Origin of the sequence: Noviherbaspirillum phoenicis (assembly GCF_047237965.1) — a bacterium.
Lineage (GTDB): Bacteria > Pseudomonadota > Gammaproteobacteria > Burkholderiales > Burkholderiaceae_D > Noviherbaspirillum_A.
On record NZ_JBDFLX010000001.1, the window covers coordinates 1,881,668 to 1,900,393 of the forward strand.

13 protein-coding genes are annotated in these 18,726 nt (G+C 67.0%); 5 read left to right on the forward strand and 8 right to left on the reverse strand.

All coding sequences use genetic code 11. The features are described from left to right. The first annotated feature begins 163 nt into the window (after positions 1–163). Together ABC383_RS08635 and ABC383_RS08640 are read left to right on the forward strand one after the other, a co-directional pair. Complete coding sequence (locus ABC383_RS08635) at positions 164–3,490, forward strand: hybrid sensor histidine kinase/response regulator (protein ID WP_413013145.1); 3,327 nt, start codon at positions 164–166, stop codon at positions 3,488–3,490. Positions 3,491–3,497: 7 nt separating this feature from the next. Then, a complete protein-coding gene (locus ABC383_RS08640) occupies positions 3,498–4,619 on the forward strand; it encodes an ATP-binding response regulator (RefSeq protein ID WP_413013147.1) in 1,122 nt (373 codons plus the stop codon). Between the two features lie 21 nt (positions 4,620–4,640). Here ABC383_RS08640 and ABC383_RS08645 read toward each other — a convergent pair whose 3' ends face one another. The 7 genes from ABC383_RS08645 to ABC383_RS08675 all read right to left on the reverse strand — a co-directional run bounded on the left by ABC383_RS08645 (position 4,641) and on the right by ABC383_RS08675 (position 13,564). After that, on the reverse strand, positions 4,641–4,826 hold the full coding sequence (locus ABC383_RS08645) for a DUF1289 domain-containing protein (protein ID WP_413013149.1): 186 nt from the start codon (positions 4,824–4,826) through the stop codon (positions 4,641–4,643). Positions 4,827–4,980: 154 nt separating this feature from the next. After that, positions 4,981–6,777 (reverse strand): sensor histidine kinase, encoded by a 1,797-nt coding sequence (locus ABC383_RS08650; RefSeq protein ID WP_413013151.1) that lies wholly within the window; start codon positions 6,775–6,777, stop codon positions 4,981–4,983. Between the two features lie 150 nt (positions 6,778–6,927). Continuing rightward, positions 6,928–8,364: a UdgX family uracil-DNA binding protein gene (locus ABC383_RS08655; RefSeq protein WP_413013153.1), complete on the reverse strand. Its 1,437-nt coding sequence runs from the start codon at positions 8,362–8,364 to the stop codon at positions 6,928–6,930. After that, positions 8,361–9,593, reverse strand: coding sequence for a putative DNA modification/repair radical SAM protein (locus tag ABC383_RS08660; RefSeq protein ID WP_413013154.1), 1,233 nt, complete (start codon positions 9,591–9,593; stop codon positions 8,361–8,363). Before ABC383_RS08660 ends, ABC383_RS08655 begins: the two co-directional genes overlap by 4 nt. A gap of 74 nt (positions 9,594–9,667) precedes the next feature. After that, on the reverse strand, positions 9,668–11,878 hold the full coding sequence (locus ABC383_RS08665; RefSeq protein WP_413013156.1) for a xanthine dehydrogenase family protein molybdopterin-binding subunit: 2,211 nt from the start codon (positions 11,876–11,878) through the stop codon (positions 9,668–9,670). After that, positions 11,875–12,861: an FAD binding domain-containing protein gene (locus tag ABC383_RS08670; RefSeq protein ID WP_413013158.1), complete on the reverse strand. Its 987-nt coding sequence runs from the start codon at positions 12,859–12,861 to the stop codon at positions 11,875–11,877. Before ABC383_RS08670 ends, ABC383_RS08665 begins: the two co-directional genes overlap by 4 nt. Before the next feature lie 13 nt (positions 12,862–12,874). After that, positions 12,875–13,564, reverse strand: coding sequence for a 2Fe-2S iron-sulfur cluster-binding protein (locus ABC383_RS08675; protein WP_413013159.1), 690 nt, complete (start codon positions 13,562–13,564; stop codon positions 12,875–12,877). 253 nt (positions 13,565–13,817) lie between these two features. Here ABC383_RS08675 and ABC383_RS08680 point away from each other — a divergent pair, with 253 nt between their 5' ends. Further along, positions 13,818–15,215 carry an alpha/beta fold hydrolase gene (locus tag ABC383_RS08680; RefSeq protein WP_413013161.1) on the forward strand — a complete coding sequence of 466 codons (1,398 nt, stop codon included), beginning with the start codon at positions 13,818–13,820 and terminating at the stop codon, positions 15,213–15,215. A 17-nt stretch (positions 15,216–15,232) separates the two neighbouring features. Here ABC383_RS08680 and ABC383_RS08685 read toward each other — a convergent pair whose 3' ends face one another. Continuing rightward, the gene (locus ABC383_RS08685) at positions 15,233–16,111 is read right to left on the reverse strand and encodes an SDR family oxidoreductase (protein ID WP_413013162.1); all 879 of its coding nucleotides are present in this window, start codon (positions 16,109–16,111) and stop codon (positions 15,233–15,235) included. A 27-nt stretch (positions 16,112–16,138) separates the two neighbouring features. On the opposite strand from ABC383_RS08685, the gene ABC383_RS08690 reads away from it, so the two are divergent. Both ABC383_RS08690 and ABC383_RS08695 read left to right on the forward strand, forming a co-directional pair. Then, a complete protein-coding gene (locus tag ABC383_RS08690) occupies positions 16,139–17,167 on the forward strand; it encodes a CDP-6-deoxy-delta-3,4-glucoseen reductase (protein WP_413013164.1) in 1,029 nt (342 codons plus the stop codon). 288 nt (positions 17,168–17,455) lie between these two features. Further along, entirely contained in the window at positions 17,456–18,664 is a 1,209-nt protein-coding gene (locus ABC383_RS08695) for an acetylornithine transaminase (protein WP_413013166.1), read from the forward strand. Positions 18,665–18,726: the final 62 nt, after the last annotated feature.

Consider the following 18,726-nt stretch of genomic DNA (forward strand, 5'->3'; position numbering starts at 1 on the left):
CCTGCAGCCTGCCCGGAAATCGCGAATGCGCCCAATTTGATTAACGCCTTTCCGGAAGGCGGCGCCAATTGTTACCGAAAGATATGGGATTGATTTTACTTTTGGTTAAAATGTGCGCCGAATTCTTATTTCCCGAGCAAGCCACCCAGTAATGGAGATTGCCATGGAACCGCCCTTCCCGACGCTGCCGGAGCAGCAGCAAGAACAGCCATGCGAACGCCTCCTGCTGACAACGCTTGCCGCGTTCTGCAGCGGCGACCTGTCGGCGCGGATGTCGTCCGCACCCGATTCAGTTCCGGGCAAGCTCGCTGCCGGCGTTGATCGATGGCTGGATGCGGCCGGCAGCGTGTTGCGCGCATTCGACCGGGTTGTCGCAGACATCACCGAAGGCAGGCTCGAACAGCCCATGCCGCTGGAAGTGAATGGCCATCCCCTGCGCGGGCAGCTGCTGGAACTGGCGCAGCGCATCAACCGGATGCGGACTCAACTGCTCAAAATGACGTCCGAGATAGGCCGCGTCGCCCAGGAAGTCGGTGTCGAGGGGCGTCTTGGCGGCCAGGCAGCCTTGCCCGGGCCGGAAGGCGCATGGCGCGACCTGGGCAACCACGTCAACAGCCTGGTCGCGCGACTGAGCAGCCAGGTCCGCACCATGTCGGAAGTCACATCGGCACTGGCCAATGGCGATTTCAGCGTCGACCTGCAGATGGCCGCCAGCGGGGAGCTGGCGCAATTGCGTGACAACATCAATGCCCTGACGCGGAGCCTGCGGGAAAGCAACCGCCGCAACGCCGAACAGGACTGGCTCAAGACCAATGTCGCCCGCCTGACGAAGCAGCTGCAGGGACAGCGCAGCATTGCAGCCGTGGCCGGCATGGTGATGTCGGAGCTGGCGCCGTTGATCGACGTCCAGCATGGACTGTTCTACCTGATGGACGACATCCAACTCGGGCAACCCAGGATGCGCCTGTATGCAAGCTATGCGGCGGCACTGGACGCCAGGCCGGAATGGCGCCTGGGCGAGGGCCTGATCGGACAATGTGCGCTGGACCGCAAGCCGCTTCTGATTACCAATGTGCCGGCGGGCTACCTGACGGTGAGCACGGGCACCGGCGCGGCCACGCCGTGCTGCCTGTTGATCCAGCCCATCCTGTTCGAAGGCGAGGTCAGGGCGGTGCTGGAACTGGCTTCCTTTTCAGGCTTCACGGCGATACAGCGTAGCTTCCTGACCCAGCTCGCCGAATCGACCGGCATCGTGCTGCATACCATCGCGTCGTCGACCCGGACCGAAAACCTGCTGCGCCAGGCCCAGTCCCTTGCGCAGGAACTGCAAAGCCAGCAGGAGGCGCTTAGCAAGAGCAATGCAGAGCTGCACGAGAAGGCAGTCCTGCTGGAGCGACAGAAAGCGGCGATGGAAGCGAAGAATCACGAAGTGGAAATGACGCGCATGTCGCTGGAAGAAAAAGCCGAGCAGCTGATGCTGAGTTCGCGCTACAAGTCCGAGTTCCTGTCCAACATGTCGCATGAACTGCGCACCCCGCTCAACAGCCTGCTGATACTGGCGCGGCAGCTCAGCGAAAACGCCGAGGGTAACCTCACGCCGCGGCAGGTGGAATATGCCGGCACCATTTACAGCGCAGGCGGCGACCTGCTTGGCATGATCAACGAGATCCTCGACCTCGCCAAGATCGAGTCCGGCACTGTCGTGCTCGACCAGCGCGACGTTTCGTTCAGCGCGCTGGAAGAGCAAGTGCTGCGCATGTTCAATCCGGTGGCGCAGAGCCGGCGGCTGGATTTCTCGGTCACCCGTTCGCCCGCGCTTCCGGCAATCATCCGTACCGACGAGACCCGGCTACTGCAGGTGATCCGCAACCTGCTGTCCAACGCCTTCAAGTTCACCGAGCATGGCAGCGTGACCTTGTCGATCAAGCCGGTGTCCGGGGGCTGGGGCGCCGGGCAGCCTGCGCTGGACGCGGCCGGCATGGTCATCGCGTTCGAGGTATGCGACACCGGCATCGGCGTGGCGCCGCAGCAGCAGGAACTGATCTTCGAAGCATTCCGGCAAGCCGACACGGGCACCTCCCGACGATACGGCGGCACCGGCCTGGGGCTGTCGATCAGCACCGACCTGGCGCGACTGATGCACGGGGAACTGCGGCTGCTCTCCAGTGAACCGGGAAAAGGCAGCCGCTTTGCCCTCTACATGCCGCTGCAGCCACGACGGGCCACTGCATCCGGGGACGCTGCCCGCGTCAAGGTCGCTGCTGCGCCAATGCTGGCGGCAACTGCGCCGATCGACAGCGATGACCGCGATCGGCTCGCCCCTGGCGACAAGGCCCTGCTGCTCATCGGCGCCGATACCGGGTCTGGCGCCGCCTTTCTCATGGCGGCCCATGCGCACGGTTGCCGCGCCCTGGTCGCTCGACGCGGCGCCGACGGACTGGACCTGCTGAAACGGCATGCGCCAAGCGCCATCGTGCTGGATGCCCATCTGCTTGGCATCGATGGCTGGCGCCTGCTGGGGGCCATCAGGCGCGATGACGCGACCCGCCATCTGCCATTGCATGTCGCCTGCGCGCCCGGCGATGCACTGCGTGCGCTGCAGGAAGGTGCATCGATGTGCGGCAGCCCGCCGTCTGCGGGCAGCATGCAGGCCATCGTGCCAGCCATGCTGCGCAAGGCCGCGCGCCATCGGCGCCGCCTGCTCCTGGCCGGCGACGACGCCGCCGCGCTTGACCGGCTGCAAGACCTGCTGGCCGGGGAAGACCTGCTGGTGCGCACCGCCAGGCTGTCGCACCTGGCGCCGGCCCTGCGGCGCCGCACCGACTGCATCGTGCTGCACTTGGCCGGCGCCGATGCGCGTCCGGCGCTGGCGCTGCATGCGGCGTGTCGGCACGGCGTCAACAGCCGGTCGCCCCTGCTGGTCTACATGCCTCATGGCCTGCCGTCGGAAGCGCGGCACGCCCTGCTCGCCCTGGAACGGCAGGCGCTGGTATGCCGCGTTCATACGGAAGACAGGCTGCTGGATGACAGCGCGCTGTTTTTGCATCGTGACCTGGCGGCGATGAGCCAGGCGCAGCGGCAGCGCATCGCCGCGCTGCATCAGGGCAGCCACGCACTGAGCGGACGCACCGTGCTCATTGTGGACGATGACATCCGCAACGTCTTCGCGCTTACCGGCATGCTGGAACACCACGGCATGGCTGTGTGCGCGGCGGAAAACGGCCGCGAGGCCATCGACCTGCTGCACGCGCAGCGGGCATGCGACATCGTGCTGATGGACATCATGATGCCGGACATGGATGGCTTCGACACCATGCGCGAGATACGCCGCCATGCCGCCTTCGACGCCCTGCCCATCATTGCCCTGACCGCCAAGGCGATGAAGGGCGACCGCGACAAGTGCCTGGCCGCGGGCGCCAGCGATTACGTCAGCAAGCCGGTCGATATCGATGAACTGCTGGCGTTGATGCGGCGCCGGCTGCACCGTTGAGGAAGCCATGGACAGCGAACACATGACGGATGGCGCAGCATCGGTGCTGGTAGTGGACGACAATGCCGCCAAGCGCAGAGCAATCGGCGCCGTGATACACGGGCTCGGACTGCATGCCACCGAGATCGCCTCCGGCCGCGATGCGCTGCGCCTGCTGCTGAAGCGGGATTTCGCCCTGATTTTGCTCGACGTTCGCATGCCGGAACTGGACGGTTTCGAGACCGCGGCACTGATCCACGGCAGGCCGCGCTCGGCGCATACGCCGGTGATCTTCATCACCGCCGAGGCCCAGTCCGATGTCGACCGGGCGCTCGGATACACCGCCGGCGCGGTGGATTACATCGGCTCGCCCATCGTGCCCGAGGTGCTGGCCGCAAAGGTGAAGATCTTCGTCGACCTGTTCCATCTGCAGAAACGGCTGTTGCGGCAAGCCGAGGAATTGCGCCATTCCAAGTTATTGCTCCAGCAGCTCGCCTCGCACCAGGAAATCATCAAGGAAGAGGAGCGCAAGCGCATCGCCCGTGAAATCCACGATGAACTGGGCCAGAACCTGCTGGCCCTGCGCATCGACGCCTGCATGCTCAACGCACGCACGGCCAGCCGGCATCCCCGGCTGAACGAAAAGACCCGGATGGCGCTGAACCAGATCGACTCGACCATACGCAGCGTGCGCAGCATCATCAATGATCTGCGGCCGCCGGTGCTGGACCTGGGCCTGCAGGCAGCGATTGAATGGCAGGTGCACGAATTCCGGCGCCGCAGCGGCCTGGACTGCGTGTTGTTGGCCAGGCGCAGCGATTTCGACGACGGGCTGGATGAACGCAGCGCCACGGCCCTGTTCCGGATACTCCAGGAATCGCTGACCAATGTGCTGCGCCACGCCCAGGCCAGCCGCGTGGAGGTCGAGCTTGACCGCGACGCCAGCCAGTTCCGGATGCGCATTGCCGACAACGGCGTGGGCATCGGTCCGAAACGCATGAACAGGCCGAAAACCTTTGGCTTGCAGGGAATGCGGGAGAGGCTGCGCATGCTGGACGGCAGCCTGGAGATCAGCAGCGTTCCGGATCGGGGCACCGAGCTGCGGATCACGATACCGGTGCGGGTCTGCCCCAGGGCGGAACTGCCGTGACCGGTGAGGACCGGCAGGCTCCTAGCGGCGCGGATAGCCTTCGCGGGTGATGCGTTCCCATACCGCATCCTTCTCTTCCTGGCTCATGAACACCCAGTTCGCCACTTCGGCCACGGTGCGGCCGCAGCCGCGGCAGACTTCGTCGAACAGGGTGGAGCAGATCGCCACGCAAGGCGTGTCGGGACGGTTGGCTGGAGGCTGGTTCATGGAAAGGGTTTGCTGCGGGGAAGCCGCTATTGTACCGCCACCGGCTGCTAGGAGCCTGCGCGGCAGAAGGCGGCGTAGCGAAACGTGCGAAAAACGAGGCTAGTCCGGCATCACCGCCTGCGCCCAGGGGACCACCCTTCTGCCGCGCAGGCTCCTAGGCGTGCGCCAGCGGCAGGCGCACCACAAACGTGCTGCCCTGACCCGGTCCGGGGCTGGCAGCGCTGACCGTGCCGCCATGCAGCATGACCAGCTGGCGCACCAGGGCCAGGCCGATGCCCAGGCCGCCCTGGGCGCGGTCCAGGGTGCCGCTGCCCTGAACGAACACGTCAAACACCCGCTCCACCAGTTCCAGCGGCATGCCGACGCCGTCATCGCTGACGGTCAGTACGGCCATGTCGCCGGCATTGACGACGTCGACCGTGATGCTGCCGCCGGCAGGCGTGTATTTCAGCGCATTGCCGATCAGGTTGGACGCGATCTGTTCGATGCGGGTCGGGTCGGCTTCGATCCAGCTGGGCACCGCATGGATAGTGATGCGGTGCTGGTCGACCCGCCCGGTCGTCTGCAGGCCCTGAACGCAGTCGCGCACGGCCTCGGCCAGGTCCAGCCTGTGCCGCACCAGCGACACCTTGCCGTTCATCAGGCGACCGAGATCGAGCAAATCGTCGACGATGCGCGCCAGGTGCCGGCTCTGGCGCTTGATGATCACCCGCGCCCGCTCGGCGGTCTCGGCCGGCACCGCCGGATGTTCCAGCAGCGCGATCGAATTGCTGATCGCGGCAAGCGGATTGCGCAATTCATGGCTGAGCATGGCAAGAAATTCATCCTTGGCCCGGTTCTGCTCCTCCGCCAGGTGGCGCGCTTCCTGTTCACTCACGAAGAGCTGCTCGCGCTCCCGCTCGACCCGTTCACGCGACTGCTGCTCTTGCTGCAGCAGCACGCCGGCGGCGTCCAGCGCCGCATGCAGCCGGTCGAATTCCAGTACGCCGGACGCGAAGGGCTGCGGCATTTCGCCGCGGCCCAGTGCGGCCGCGGAAGCGGCGGCGCTGTCGATCGACAGCGCCATGCGGCGGCTGAAGAACAGCGCCAGGCCGAGCGCGCAAACGATGGCGGCGGCAAAGCCCAGCGATGCCACCAGCACGGCCCCGCGCGCGGATGCCTCGATGACGTGAACCGGAATGCCGACCGCCACGGTCCAGCCTGAAACGGGCAGCCGGGTATAAGCATCGTAGACCTTGATTCCCTCGCGGGTGTCATGCTGCAGCACGCCTTCGGACGCGCGCCGCGAGCCGTCGAACAATTCCTTGCGCACCGGCTTGCCCACCAGTTCCTCCTGGCGGTGGGAGCGCGCGATGGATATGCCTTCGCGGTCGAACAGGCCAATGATGTAATGCGGCGGTATCTTGCCGCGGCTGAGCTGCTTGTTCAGCTGGCTGGGAAGGAATGCCTGGTTCAGCACGTAGCGATGCTGGTCGTCCACGACGACCGGCACCTCCAGCGCCACTACCTGCGCCCCGACCACATTGCCTCTGGTCAGATTCGATATCCGGGTCTGGCCGGACCGCAATACCTCGCGCCCCAGCTCGGGACGGCCGCGCCGCGGCAGTGCGGTGCCATACGGCACCAGGGTATTGACCAGCTGCTGGCCGTCCTCGTCGAACAGCACGGTCCAGGATGTGCCGTCCTGGTTGACGTTGCTGGCACGCTGATGAAAGGCTTGCAGGTCGCCCTTGAGCAAGGTGTCGGCCGAGGCCAGAAACTTCGCCCTCGCCTCCGCCAGGCTCAGTTCCTGCTCGACCGCCAGCGCGGCGGCGCGCGAGATTTCCTGCAGGCTGCGCAACGCCGCGTCGCGTTCCGCCTGCAGCAGCATGGACAGCGCAATGGTGGAAAACAGCACGATGGGCACCAGCACGGCCAATGCCATCACTGCCAGATAGGCGCGTGCCTTCACGAGTGATCCCGCGCCGCCATGCGATACCGGCCGATCCGCGTTACATGCACCCCGCTGCCAAACATTCTTCCTCCGCGCCGAACCGGCAAGTCATGCGCCTGGAAATGATGACGTGGCGCAATACCCGCCATCATAACAGCGGCACTGCGTTCAGACCGGCTCCGCTTGCCCTGCGAGCAGGCTTTTCGCAAGCTGCAGCGCTTTGCGCATCGCATCGAACGCCGCCGCCTGCTCCTGTTGGCCGGGCAGGCGCAGCACGTAGGAAGGGTGCCAGGTCGGCACCAGCCAGCATTCGCCCAGGCGCAGCGCCCGCCCCTGCACTGTCGACAGCGCCAGGTCGGTGCGGCCGGTCAATGCGCGCAGTGCCGTGCTGCCGAGAGCGACCACGACCTCGGGCGCGACGTCGGCCAGTTCCTTCCTGAGCCAGGGATTGCAGGCATCGACTTCCCGCTGCGCCGGCGTCTTGTGGATGCGCCGCTTGCCGCGCGGCTCCCACTTGAAATGCTTGACCGCATTGGTCAGATAGGCCGACTGCCGTTCGATGCCGGCCTGGCGCATCGCGTCATCCAGCACCTTGCCGGCAGGCCCGGCAAACGGCAGGCCGGCAAGATCTTCCTGGTCGCCAGGCTGTTCGCCCACCAGCATCAGCGCCGCCTGGCCGGGACCGGCGCCCGGCACCGCCTGCGTGGCATTGCGCCACAATTCGCAGCGGCGGCACTGCGACAGCTCGGACGGCAGCGCGCGCGGCGGCATGGCCTGCTGCGCGTCGACCTGCACCAGCGCGCCCGGCCGCGCGCCCACTTCCAGCGCCTGGCCGACCCGACGCCCGCCGGCGCTGGCGCTGCTGATCAGCCCCGGTATCAGCCGTCCTTCCGGCAGGTTTTTCCAGTAGCGCACCGGCATGTGCATTTCCATCGCGCCGGTATTCAGGCGGGACGGATTGTAGATGCTGCGGTAATACGCCAGCCACAGCGCCTCGCCCTGGTCGTCGATATCCACCTCGGCCGGCCGTTCGGCGGGCGCCGGCCCGAAACGCAGCGTTTCGCCATCCGACGCGGCGGTGCCATCGGGCGTGACGATGAGCCAGCTGGCGCGCCCCATGCGCTTGGCGAAATGGCCGGCGGCCTGGTGCAGCACATCATGCGCCGGCTCGAACCAGGCGATGAAGCGCGGATCGCCGGCTGCCGGGTCGCGTTCGCGAAAGCGCAGGAAGGCATGCATCTTGTGCTGCTCGCGCCGCACCGCCTTGACCATCGCATGCAGGCGGGCGCCGTCGCAGTCGGCGGCGGACAGCACCGCGGCATCGCCATGCTGGCTGCGCCACAGGATCCGGTAGAGCAGCGCCCAGCGGTCGTCGGCGCGAAAGCAGGAAGCCGCCTCTAGCATGCCCAGGAGGCCGGACGAGATGCGCAGCGCCGGGCCGGGCGTGCTGGCCGCTGCCAGCGTGTCCAGCGCCTCGTTGCCGAACAGGTCGGCGTCGCCCGGCGCCACCCAGTCGACATCATGCGGCGGCACGGCCTGCGCCAGCAGCGTGCGCGCCGCGTTGCGCCACTCGCCGAACGCGCCGACCGCGACGCGCCGGCTCAAGCCGCTTCCTGCAGGGCGGGAAACAGGCTCATCTGCTGCGGCGCTTCCGACATCATGCGGCGCAGGGCCTCCGACGGCAGCGTGTCGCGCTGCGGCCGGTAGTCCGCGGTGATGATGAAGGGCTTGAGCTTTTCCATGCTGCAGCGCAGCCGCGCCAGGTCGGCGTAGCGCACGCGCCGGCTGCGCCGCAGTTCGGCGATGCGCTTGGCATTGCGCAGGCCGATGCCGGGCACGCGGGCGATCATCTGCGGCTCGGCCAGGTTCAGGTCGAGCGGGAACAGGTCGCGGTGCGACAGCGCCCAGGCCAGCTTGGGATCGATGTCCAGCGGCAGGTTGCCCGGCCCGTCGAGCAGTTCGGCAGCCTGGAAGCCATAGCCGCGCATCAGGAAATCGGCCTGGTAGAGCCGGTGCTCGCGCATCATCGGCGGCGGACGCTGCGGCAGGCCGCTCGGGCTTTGCGGAATCGGACTGAAGGCCGAGTAATACACCCGCCGCAGCCGGTAGGCGCTGTACAGGGTCTGCGCGGTGTTGAGGATGGTGCTGTCGTCGGTGGCATCGGCGCCGACGATCATCTGCGTGCTCTGCCCGGCCGGCGAAAACGCCGGCGCCTTCGGCTCCTCCGCCTTTTCATCGATGCGGCGACGGATCGAGCCCATCGCGAACTTGATGGTGTGCATGCTTTTTTCCGGCGCCAGCGTCTCGATGCCGCGGTCGGTGGGCAGCTCGATGTTGACGCTCAACCGGTCGGCCCAGCGCCCCGCTTCCTCGATCAGCTCGGGCGCGGCGTCGGGAATGGTCTTGAGGTGGATGTAGCCGCGGAACTGGTGCTGCTGGCGCAGTGTTTTCGCCACCAGGATCAGCTGCTCCATCGTGTAGTCCGGCGACTGGATGATGCCGGAGCTGAGGAATAGGCCGTCGATGTAGTTGCGCAGGTAGAAGTCGATGGTGAGCCGGATCACTTCCTGCGGCGAGAACCGGGCGCGCGGCACATTGCTGCTGCGGCGGTTAACGCAGTACTGGCAGTCGTACAGGCAGAAATTGGTCAGCAGGATCTTCAGCAGCGACACGCAGCGGCCATCGGGCGTGTAACTGTGGCAGATGCCGGTGCCGTTGGTCGCGCCCAGGCCATCCTTGCCCCTGGACGAGCGCTGCGCGGCGCCGCTGCTGGCGCAGGAGGCATCGTACTTGGCGGCGTCGGCCAGGATTTCCAGCTTGTCGGTCAGTTCCATAGCGCCCTCTTACTGTGTTTAAGTACAGTATTTTAAGCGTTATGGACAATCCGCGCTGGCGCCGTCCCGCTCCGTCAGAGCAACTTGTCCAGCGTGATCGGCAGGTCCCTCACCCGCTTGCCTGTTGCGTGATAGACCGCATTGGCAATCGCCGCCGCCACGCCGGTGATGCCGATCTCGCCGATGCCCTTGGCGCCCAACGGATTGATGTGCGCATCCTTTTCCGGCACCACCACGATATCGATCGCGCCGATGTCGGCATTCACCGGCACATGGTATTCAGCCAGGTTGGCATTGACCGCGCGGCCATAGCGCAGGTCGTATTCGGTGGCCTCCATCAGGGCCATGCCCACGCCCCAGACGATGCCGCCCATCAGCTGGCTGTGGCCGGTCTTGGCGTTGAGCAGCTGGCCCACGCCATAGGCGCCGGTGATGCGCGGCACCCGGACCTCGCCAAGGTCGGCATCCACATGCACTTCGGCGAACACGGCGCCGAAGGAATGCATCGAATATTCTTCCTTCTCGCTGCCGGCCTTGGCCTCGCCGCTGGCTTCGAGCGCGCGCCCGCCGTTACGGGCAAGGATGGCGGCATAGGGTTCGCGCCGGTCCGTCGACGAGCGCAGGAACAGCCAGCCCTCTTCCATGGCGACGTCGTCCGGTCTTGCGCCGGCCAGCGGCGAGCGCTGGTCCGCCAGCGCCAGGCTGACCAGCTTCTCGCGCAGGGCCGCGCAAGCCGCCTGCACCGCCGGCGAGACGCTGGCCACGGACTGCGAGCCGCCCGACACCGGCGCCTGCGGCAGCGACGAGTCGCCGAGTTCGAAGCGCACCTTGTCCGGCGCCAGGCCCAGCGCGTCGGCCGCCACCTGGGTCATCACAGTGTAGGTGCCAGTGCCCAGGTCCTGGGTGCCGGAGCGCACCACGGCGCTGCCGTCCGGCAGCAGGCTGGCGCTGGCCTTGGCGGCGGAGCGGTTGGCCGGATAGGTTGCGCTGGCCATGCCCATGCCGATCAGGGTGCTGCCGTCGCGCATGGACATCGGACGCGGATCGCGCCTGGCCCAGCCGAAGCGTTCGGCGCCGACCCGGTAGCATTCGCGCAGCGCATTGCTGGACCACGGCTTGTCCTTCTCGGGGTCGCGCTGCGCGTAGTTGCGCAGGCGAAGCTCGATCGGGTCGACCTTCATCTCATAGGCCAGTTCGTCCATCGCGCATTCGAGCGCGAAGCTGCCGGTGGCCTCGCCAGGCGCGCGCATGAAAGTCGGCGTGCCGATGTTGAGCCGCGCCAGCCGGTGCGTGGTCTGCTGGTTGGGCGCCTCGTACATCATGCGTGTGACGAGCGCGGCGGTTTCCAGCCAGTCTTCCTGGAACGAGGTGCTGGCCAGCACGTTATGGCGCACCGCGGTCAGCGCGCCGTCTTTTCCGGCCGCCAGCAGCATGCGCTGCTCGGTGTTGGGCCGCCCGCCGACCGGGCCGAACATCTGCGGCCGGTCCAGCACCAGCTTCACCGGGCGGCCGGCGCGGCGCGCGGCCATCGCCGCCAGCACCACGTGCGACCAGGTCGATCCCTTGCAGCCAAAGCCGCCGCCGACATAGGGGCAGATGACGCGCACCTTGTCGGGCGCGATGCCCAGCGTCTTGGCCACCGTGTTGCGGTCGCCGGTGACGTACTGGGTCGAGTCGTACAGGGTCAGGTGCTCGCCTTCCCAGACCGCGATGGTGGCATGCGGCTCCATCGGATTGTGATGCTCCATCGGCGTGCGGTAGGCCACGTCGATCTGCGCTGCGGCCGCGGCGATGCCCGCATCGAGATTGCCGCGGTTGGTGTCGGCCGGGCCGTCCTTGGCCTTCTTCGGATCGACCGGCTGCAGCTTGGCCTTGTCGAAGTCGGTGCTTGCCTGTTCGGCCTGATAGTTCAGGCGCACATGGCGCGCCGCGTCGGCGGCCTGTTCCAGCGTCTCGGCCACCACCAGCGCAACCGGCTGGTTGCTGTAATGCACCCGGTCGTCCTGCAGCAGGTTGAGCACCCGTCCCGCCGGCGGCTGGCCGGCGGCGGCCTTGCCGGCGGAAGGCAGGCGCGGCGCATTCTTGTGGGTCAGCACCGCGATCACGCCGGGCATGCGTTCCGCCTGTGCGCTGTCGACCGCGCTGATGCGGCCGTTGGCGATGGTGCTCATCACCAGCACCGCATGCGCCAGCCGGGGAATCTTGTGCTCGGCCGAAAAGGTGGCCGTGCCGGTTACCTTGCGTACGCCATCGACGCGGTTGAGTGGCTGTCCTGTGGAAGTCATGCTGTCTGTCCCGCCTTGCGCAGTGCGCGTGTGATGGCGCGCTGGGCCAGCGCGATCTTGAAACCGTTGTGCTCATAGCCCTTGGCGCCGGCCACCGCCGCTGCCGCGCACTGGTCGAGCACCTCCGGGGTTAGTGCCTGGCCCACCAGAAGGGCCTCGGCCTGGCGCGCGCGCCAGGGCTTGTGCGCCACCCCGCCAAGCGCGATGCGGGCCTCGCGCACCACCTCGTTTTCCATGCGCAGCGCCGCCGCCACCGACACCAGCGCGAAGGCATAGCTGGCGCGGTCGCGCACCTTCAGGTAATGGCTGTGGTCCGCATGCATGGCCGGCGGCAGGTCCACGCCGAGGATCAGTTCGCCCGGCTGCAGCACGCTGTCGCGCTGCGGCGTGTCGCCGGGCAGCGTATGGAAGTCGGTCATCGCGATGGCGCGCTCGCCGTTCGGCCCGCGCACCCGCACCACCGCGTCCAGCGCGGCCAGCGCCACGCTCATGTCGGACGGGTTGGTGGCGATGCACTGCTCGCTGGCGCCAAGGATGGCATGGATGCGGTTGTAGCCTTCAAGGGCGGCGCAGCCCGATCCGGGCTGGCGCTTGTTGCACTTGTCGAACGCGGTGTCATAGAAGTAGTAGCAGCGGGTGCGCTGCAGCAGGTTGCCGCCCACGGTCGCCATGTTGCGCAGCTGCGGCGAGGCGCCCGACAGGAAGGCCTGCGACAGCAGCGGATAGCGCTGCCGCACCAGCGGGTGGTTGGCGGTGTCGCTGTTGCGGGCCAGCGCGCCGATGCGCAGGCCGCCCTGCGGCAGTTCGGTGATGGCGGCCAGCGGCAGACGGCTGACATCGATCAGGCGCTGCGGCGTCTCGACGCCGTTCTTCATCAGGTCCAGCAGATTGGTGCCGCCGCCGATGAAGCGGGCGCCCGGCTGCTGGGCCAGCGCGACTGCCTGCGCCACATCGGCCGGACGTTCATAGGAAAAGGGATGCATGATGGCCTTCGGGCTAGAGCTTGACGCCGGCGGCATCCTGCACCGCCGCAACGATATTCGGGTAAGCGCCGCAACGGCAGAGATTGCCGCTCATGCGCTCGCGGATTTCCTGGGCGTCCAGCGCAATCGGTATCTGGCGGACGTCTTTCGTGACCGCGCTGGCGGCATTCGCGGCGGCTTCGTTGAGGAGGCCGGCGGCCGAGCAGATCTGGCCCGGCGTGCAGTAGCCGCACTGGAAGGCGTCGCGCTCGATGAAGGCCGCCTGCAGCGGATGCAGCGCGCCTTCCTGGCCCAGGCCCTCGATGGTCGTGACTTCCTGGCCCTCGTGCATGATGGCCAGCGTCAGGCAGGAATTGATGCGGCGTCCCTCCACCAGCACGGTGCAGGCGCCGCACTGGCCGCGGTCGCAGCCTTTCTTGGCGCCGGTCAGCCCCACCACTTCCCGCAGCGCGTCCAGCAAGGTGACTCGCGGCTCCAGGTTCAGGCGATGTTCGCGGCCGTTGATGCGCAGCAGCACCGGCACCGTGGCCGCTGCCTGCGCGGCGCCGGATGGGCGCGCCGGCGTCGCCGCCTCGGCCCCTCCCAGCGGCGCGGCCAGACCGCCTATGGTGGCCACTGCGGACTGGATGAAGCCGCGCCGCGTCAGCGCTGCGCGGGGAAGTTCGCCGAACGACTTTTCAGGGTCGGAGGAATCGTTGTGCATGGTGTGGCGCCTGTCTGGATGTGACGGCCCGGCATCTTTGCCTGGCCCGATGCGGTCACGACCAATGCAAATTTGATACCACGGGGCTGCGCGGGCAAGCCGTCCCATGCAGGCGCGCCGCGCCGGGTGGCCTGCCGGCAAAAGCCATGTAATTTTTACAGCCGAGCCATGCATGCTGCCGCAGTTGGCGGCAGGCGCGACAATCCTGTACTGTCCGACACTGCCCGTTCTTAACAAAAACCAAGGAGACCCGATGAAATCTGCCTTCCCTCTTTCCCTGCTTGCCGCCGCCCTGCTGGCCGGCTGCGCCAGCCAGGGCGATACCGTCGCCACCGACGCCACCCCGCCCATCGTCTTCGTGCACGGCAATGGCGACAGCGCCGCACTCTGGCAAACCACCTACTGGCGCTTCGAAAGCAATGGCTGGCCGCGCTCGCATCTGCATGCGATCAACCTGCCCTATCCGCTGGCGCGCGACGACGACGGCAAGCCGCAGCCCGGCCGCACCTCCACCGCCGAGCACCGGGATTACCTGAAGAAGGAGATCGACCAGGTGCTGCGCCGTACCGGCGCCAGCAAGGTGGTTTTGGTGGGCAACTCGCGCGGCGGCAATGCGATCCGCAACTACATCCAGACCAGCATGCAGCAGACCGGCACGGTGGCCGTGTCCCATGCGATCCTGGGCGGCACGCCCAACCACGGCGTGTGGGCGCGTCCGGGCGAGCGCGAAGGCAATGAATTCGCCGGCACCGGCCCTTTCCTGACCGGCCTGAACGCGCCGAAGAATGCCGCCGGCGATGAAGTCGCCGGCCCGGTGCGCTGGATGACGATACGCTCGGACAACAACGACAAGTTTGCGCAGCCCGACGCCGGCTGGCCGGCAGGCAACGGCAAGCCCACCGGGGTGAGCTACGCCGGCCCGGAACTGAAAGGCGCGCGCAACGTGGTTATCCCCGGCATCGACCATCGTGAAACCTCCTACAGCGCGCCGGCATTCGAGGCGACCTACCGCTTCATTACCGGGCGGGCGCCGGCCCGGCTGGACATTGCACCCGAGGCGCAGGTGCAGTTGTCGGGCATGGTGACCGGCTCCGGCGTCGATCCGCTGGATCCGAAATCCGGCAACTTCGCCAACAACCTGCCGCTGCCCGGCGCGAAGCTGGAAGTGTATGCGGTGCAGCCGGACGGCCCGGACGCCGGCGCGCGCATCGGCCAGGCGCTGCATGTCCAGACCATAGGCGCCGACGGCAAGTGGGGGCCCTTCCGGGCGCAAGCCAGCAAGCCCTACGAATTCGTGGTCAGCGCGCCGGGCTATGCAAGCACCCATGTCTACCGCAGCGGCTTTCCGCGCTCCAGCGACATCGTGATACTGCGTCCGGAGCGCATTGCCGAGGCCGACCGCGCCGCGAAGCAGATCGTGATCCTGACCCGGCCGCGCGGCTACCTCGACGCCGGCCGCGACCGCATGCTGCTGGACGGCCGTGCGCCCGCCGGCCTGCCCGCCCGCGGCGGCATGCTGGCCACCAGCAAGCTGCTGCTGCAGGACGCAGCGCCGCGCGCGGTGCAGGCGGAGTTCAATGGCGAACGCCTGGCCGGGCGCAGCTGGAATGCGGCGGACGGCGCCGTAACGGTGCTGGAAATTACCCAGTAAAAAGTGCCGGGCTCGGCTCAGTCCTGTTGCGCCGGCGCCGCCAGCGCCGAGCGCACCGTCGGGTAGCGCAGCCGCATGCCCAGCTCCTGCTTGACGCGGTCGTTGCGCAGGCGGCGCGACTCCGACATGAAGGACAGCATCATGGGCGACACCGCCTCGCGCAACTGCGCGCGCGGCAGGCGCGGCGGCCGCGGCAGCTGATGGGCGTCTGCCACCGCATCGAAATAGTCGGCCATGCGCATGTCGCTGTCGTCCACCGCATGATAGAGGCGCTGTGGCGCGCCGCGAAACAGCGTGAGCAAGATCAGTCGCGCCAGGTCGTCGGCATGGATGTGGTTGGTGTACACATCGTCTTGCTCGGCCAGCGCCGGCATGCCCTTCTGCAGCCGCTCCAGCGGCAGCCGGTCCTGGGCATAGATGCCTGGCACCCGCAGTATCGCCAGCCGCCCGCCGGCCTTCTTCGCCCAGCGCCGCAGCACGCGCTCGGCGTCGACCCTGCGCACCGCGCGCGGATTGGCGGGCCGCACCGGACGGGTTTCATCGAACTCCGCACCGCCGCAGTCGCCATAGACCCCGGTGGTGCTCACATAAACCAGGCTAGCCCCCTGGGGTAGAATGGCGGCCAGATTGCGGGTGCGGCTGTCGATGGCGCCCACAGCGGGCGGCGGCGCCAGGTGTATCACATGGCTGGCAAGCCGCGCCAGACGCGCCAGGGTCGCCGGCTGATCCAGGTTTGCCGTCAGCGGCACCGCGCCGGCCGCGCGCAGTTCGGCATGACGCGCCGGCTGGCTGGTCACCGCATAGACCCGAAAGCGGTCGCGCACCAGCGGCAACAGCCGCATGCCGACGTCGCCGCAACCAATGATCAGCAGCCGTGGCTTGCCGATCTTATTCATGGACAATTTTTTCATCTGCGGGATTGTATGACTTTCCAAGTAACGGTAGAGCCCAGCGGCCGCCAATTCAGCTGCGACGAAGACGAAACCGTGCTGGCCGCGGCGATCCGCGCCGGCGTTGGCCTTCCCTATGGCTGCAAGAACGGCGCCTGCGGCAGCTGCCGCGGCAAGCTCATGTCTGGCGAAGTCAGCCACCGCGCCCACCAGGAACGGGCGCTGCCGGTGGCCGACGAGGCGCGCGGCTTCGCCCTGTTCTGCTGCGCCGTGCCGCACAGCGACCTGGTGATCGAGGCGCGCGAAGTACTGGGCATCAGTGAATTCCCGATCAAGAAGATGCCGACCCGGGTGGCGAAGATAGACCGCGTCGCCGACGATGTGATCGTGCTCTCCCTGCAGCTGCCGGCCAACGAGCGGCTGCAGTACCGCGCCGGCCAGTTCATCGAATTCATCCTGAAGGATGGCCGCCGCCGCAGCTACAGCATGGCCAACGCGCCGCACCTGGACGAGCATCTGACGCTGCACATCCGCCACCTGCCCGGCGGCGTCTTCACCGACCATGTGTTCAACACGATGAAGGAGCGCGACATCCTGCGCTTCGAAGGCCCGCTGGGCACCTTCTTCCTGCGCGAGGACAGCAGCAAGCCGATCGTGATGCTGGCTTCGGGCACGGGCTTTGCGCCGATCAAGGCGATGGTCGAGCAGGCGCAGCACAACAAGATGACGCGCCCGATCACGCTGTACTGGGGCGGCCGGCGGCCGCGCGACCTGTACATGGATGCGCTGTGCCGCGAATGGGCCGAAACCCTGCCGAATTTCCGCTATGTGCCGGTGGTGTCGGATGCGAAGCCCGAGGACAACTGGCAGGGCCGCACCGGCTTCGTGCATCGCGCCGTGATCGAAGACCTGCCCGACCTGTCCGCCTACCAGGTCTATGCCTGCGGCGCGCCGGCCATGGTGGATGCGGCCCAGAACGACTTCACCGCGCAGTGCAGGCTGCCGGCTGAGGAGTTCTACGCCGACGCCTTCACCTCGGAAGCCGACCTGGCCGCACCGTGATTGAGCAAGGATGGGATGCGGGTCGTTTGACGCGCTGCGATAAAAATCATACTATCGCCCGCATGCCAAATTCACTGACCGCCTCGCGACGCCGCATCCCGCATCCTGAACCCGGGAAGCCGTGCGTGTGAGTGTCAGTCAGTCACCAAGCCACAGGTCAGCCCTGTGGCTTTTTTTTTGATTCATCACGGACCAGCGTGAGCGCGCAAAAAGCGCCGGACTTGCGCCCTGTGTGAGCGCTTCGGTCACAATGGTCCGTGGAAAAATTTCTTGAACAGGAGTCATCAAATGGAATTCAGCCAGTACGACACCGACGCGCTGCTCTACATCACCAACCGCCCGCCGCTGGTCTTCACCGAAGGCCAGGGCATGTGGCTCACCGACCATACCGGCAAGCGCTATCTCGACTACCTGCAGGGCTGGGCCGTGAACTGCCTGGGCCATTCGCCGCAATGCATACAGGACGCGCTGAGCGCGCAGGCGAAGAAGCTGATCAACCCCTCCCCTGCCTTCTACAACGAGCCGATGGTGACGCTGGCCTCGGCGCTCACCGCCAACTCCTGCTTCGACCGCGTGTTCTTCGCCAACAGCGGCGCCGAAGCGAATGAAAGCGCTATCAAGCTGGCGCGCAAATGGGGCCAGAAGACGCCCAACGAGAAGGGCGAGAGCCGCCACGAGATCATCACCTTCGACCACAGCTTCCACGGCCGCACGCTGGCCACCATGTCGGCCAGCGGCAAGCCCGGCTGGGACAAGATCTTCGCGCCGCAGGTATCGGGCTTCCACAAGGCCGACCTGAACGACATTGCTACCGTCGAGAACCTGATCACCGACCGTACCGTGGCGGTAATGCTGGAGCCGGTGCAGGGCGAAGGCGGCGTGATTCCCGCCAGCCGCGAATTCATGCAGGCGCTGAGGAAGCTGACGAAGGAACGCAATCTGCTCCTGATCGTCGACGAAGTGCAGACCGGCATGGGCAGGACCGGAGAGCTGTTTGCGTATCAGCTCTCCGGCATCGAGCCCGACATCATGACCCTGGGCAAGGGCATCGGCGGCGGCGTGCCGCTGTCGGCCATGCTGTGCAAGGAGGAAGTCGCCTGCTTCGAACCGGGCGACCAGGGCGGCACCTACAACGGCAATCCGCTGATGACGGCGGTGGGCGGCGCGGTGCTGAAAGCGCTGCTCGAGCCGGGCTTCCTGCCGGGTGTGCGCGAGAAAGGCGACTACCTGCGCGGCGAACTGCTGAAACTGACCGAGCGCTTCGGCCTGGTGGGCGAGCGCGGCGAGGGTTTGCTGCGGGCGCTGAAGCTGGGCCGTGCTATCGGCCCGCAGATCGTCGAACTGGCGCGCGACATGGGGCCGGTGGGCTTGCTGCTCAATTCGCCACGGCCGGATCTGCTGCGCTTCATGCCCGCACTGAATGTGAGCACGGAGGAGATTGATCAGATGATCGCGATGCTGGCTGAGGTGCTGGAGAAGGTGGAAAAGGCAACGTAAGCGCCAGTAGCAACGCAGGTCCCCATTCATTCTTGTACAAGAATGGACGGGGGCATGTGATT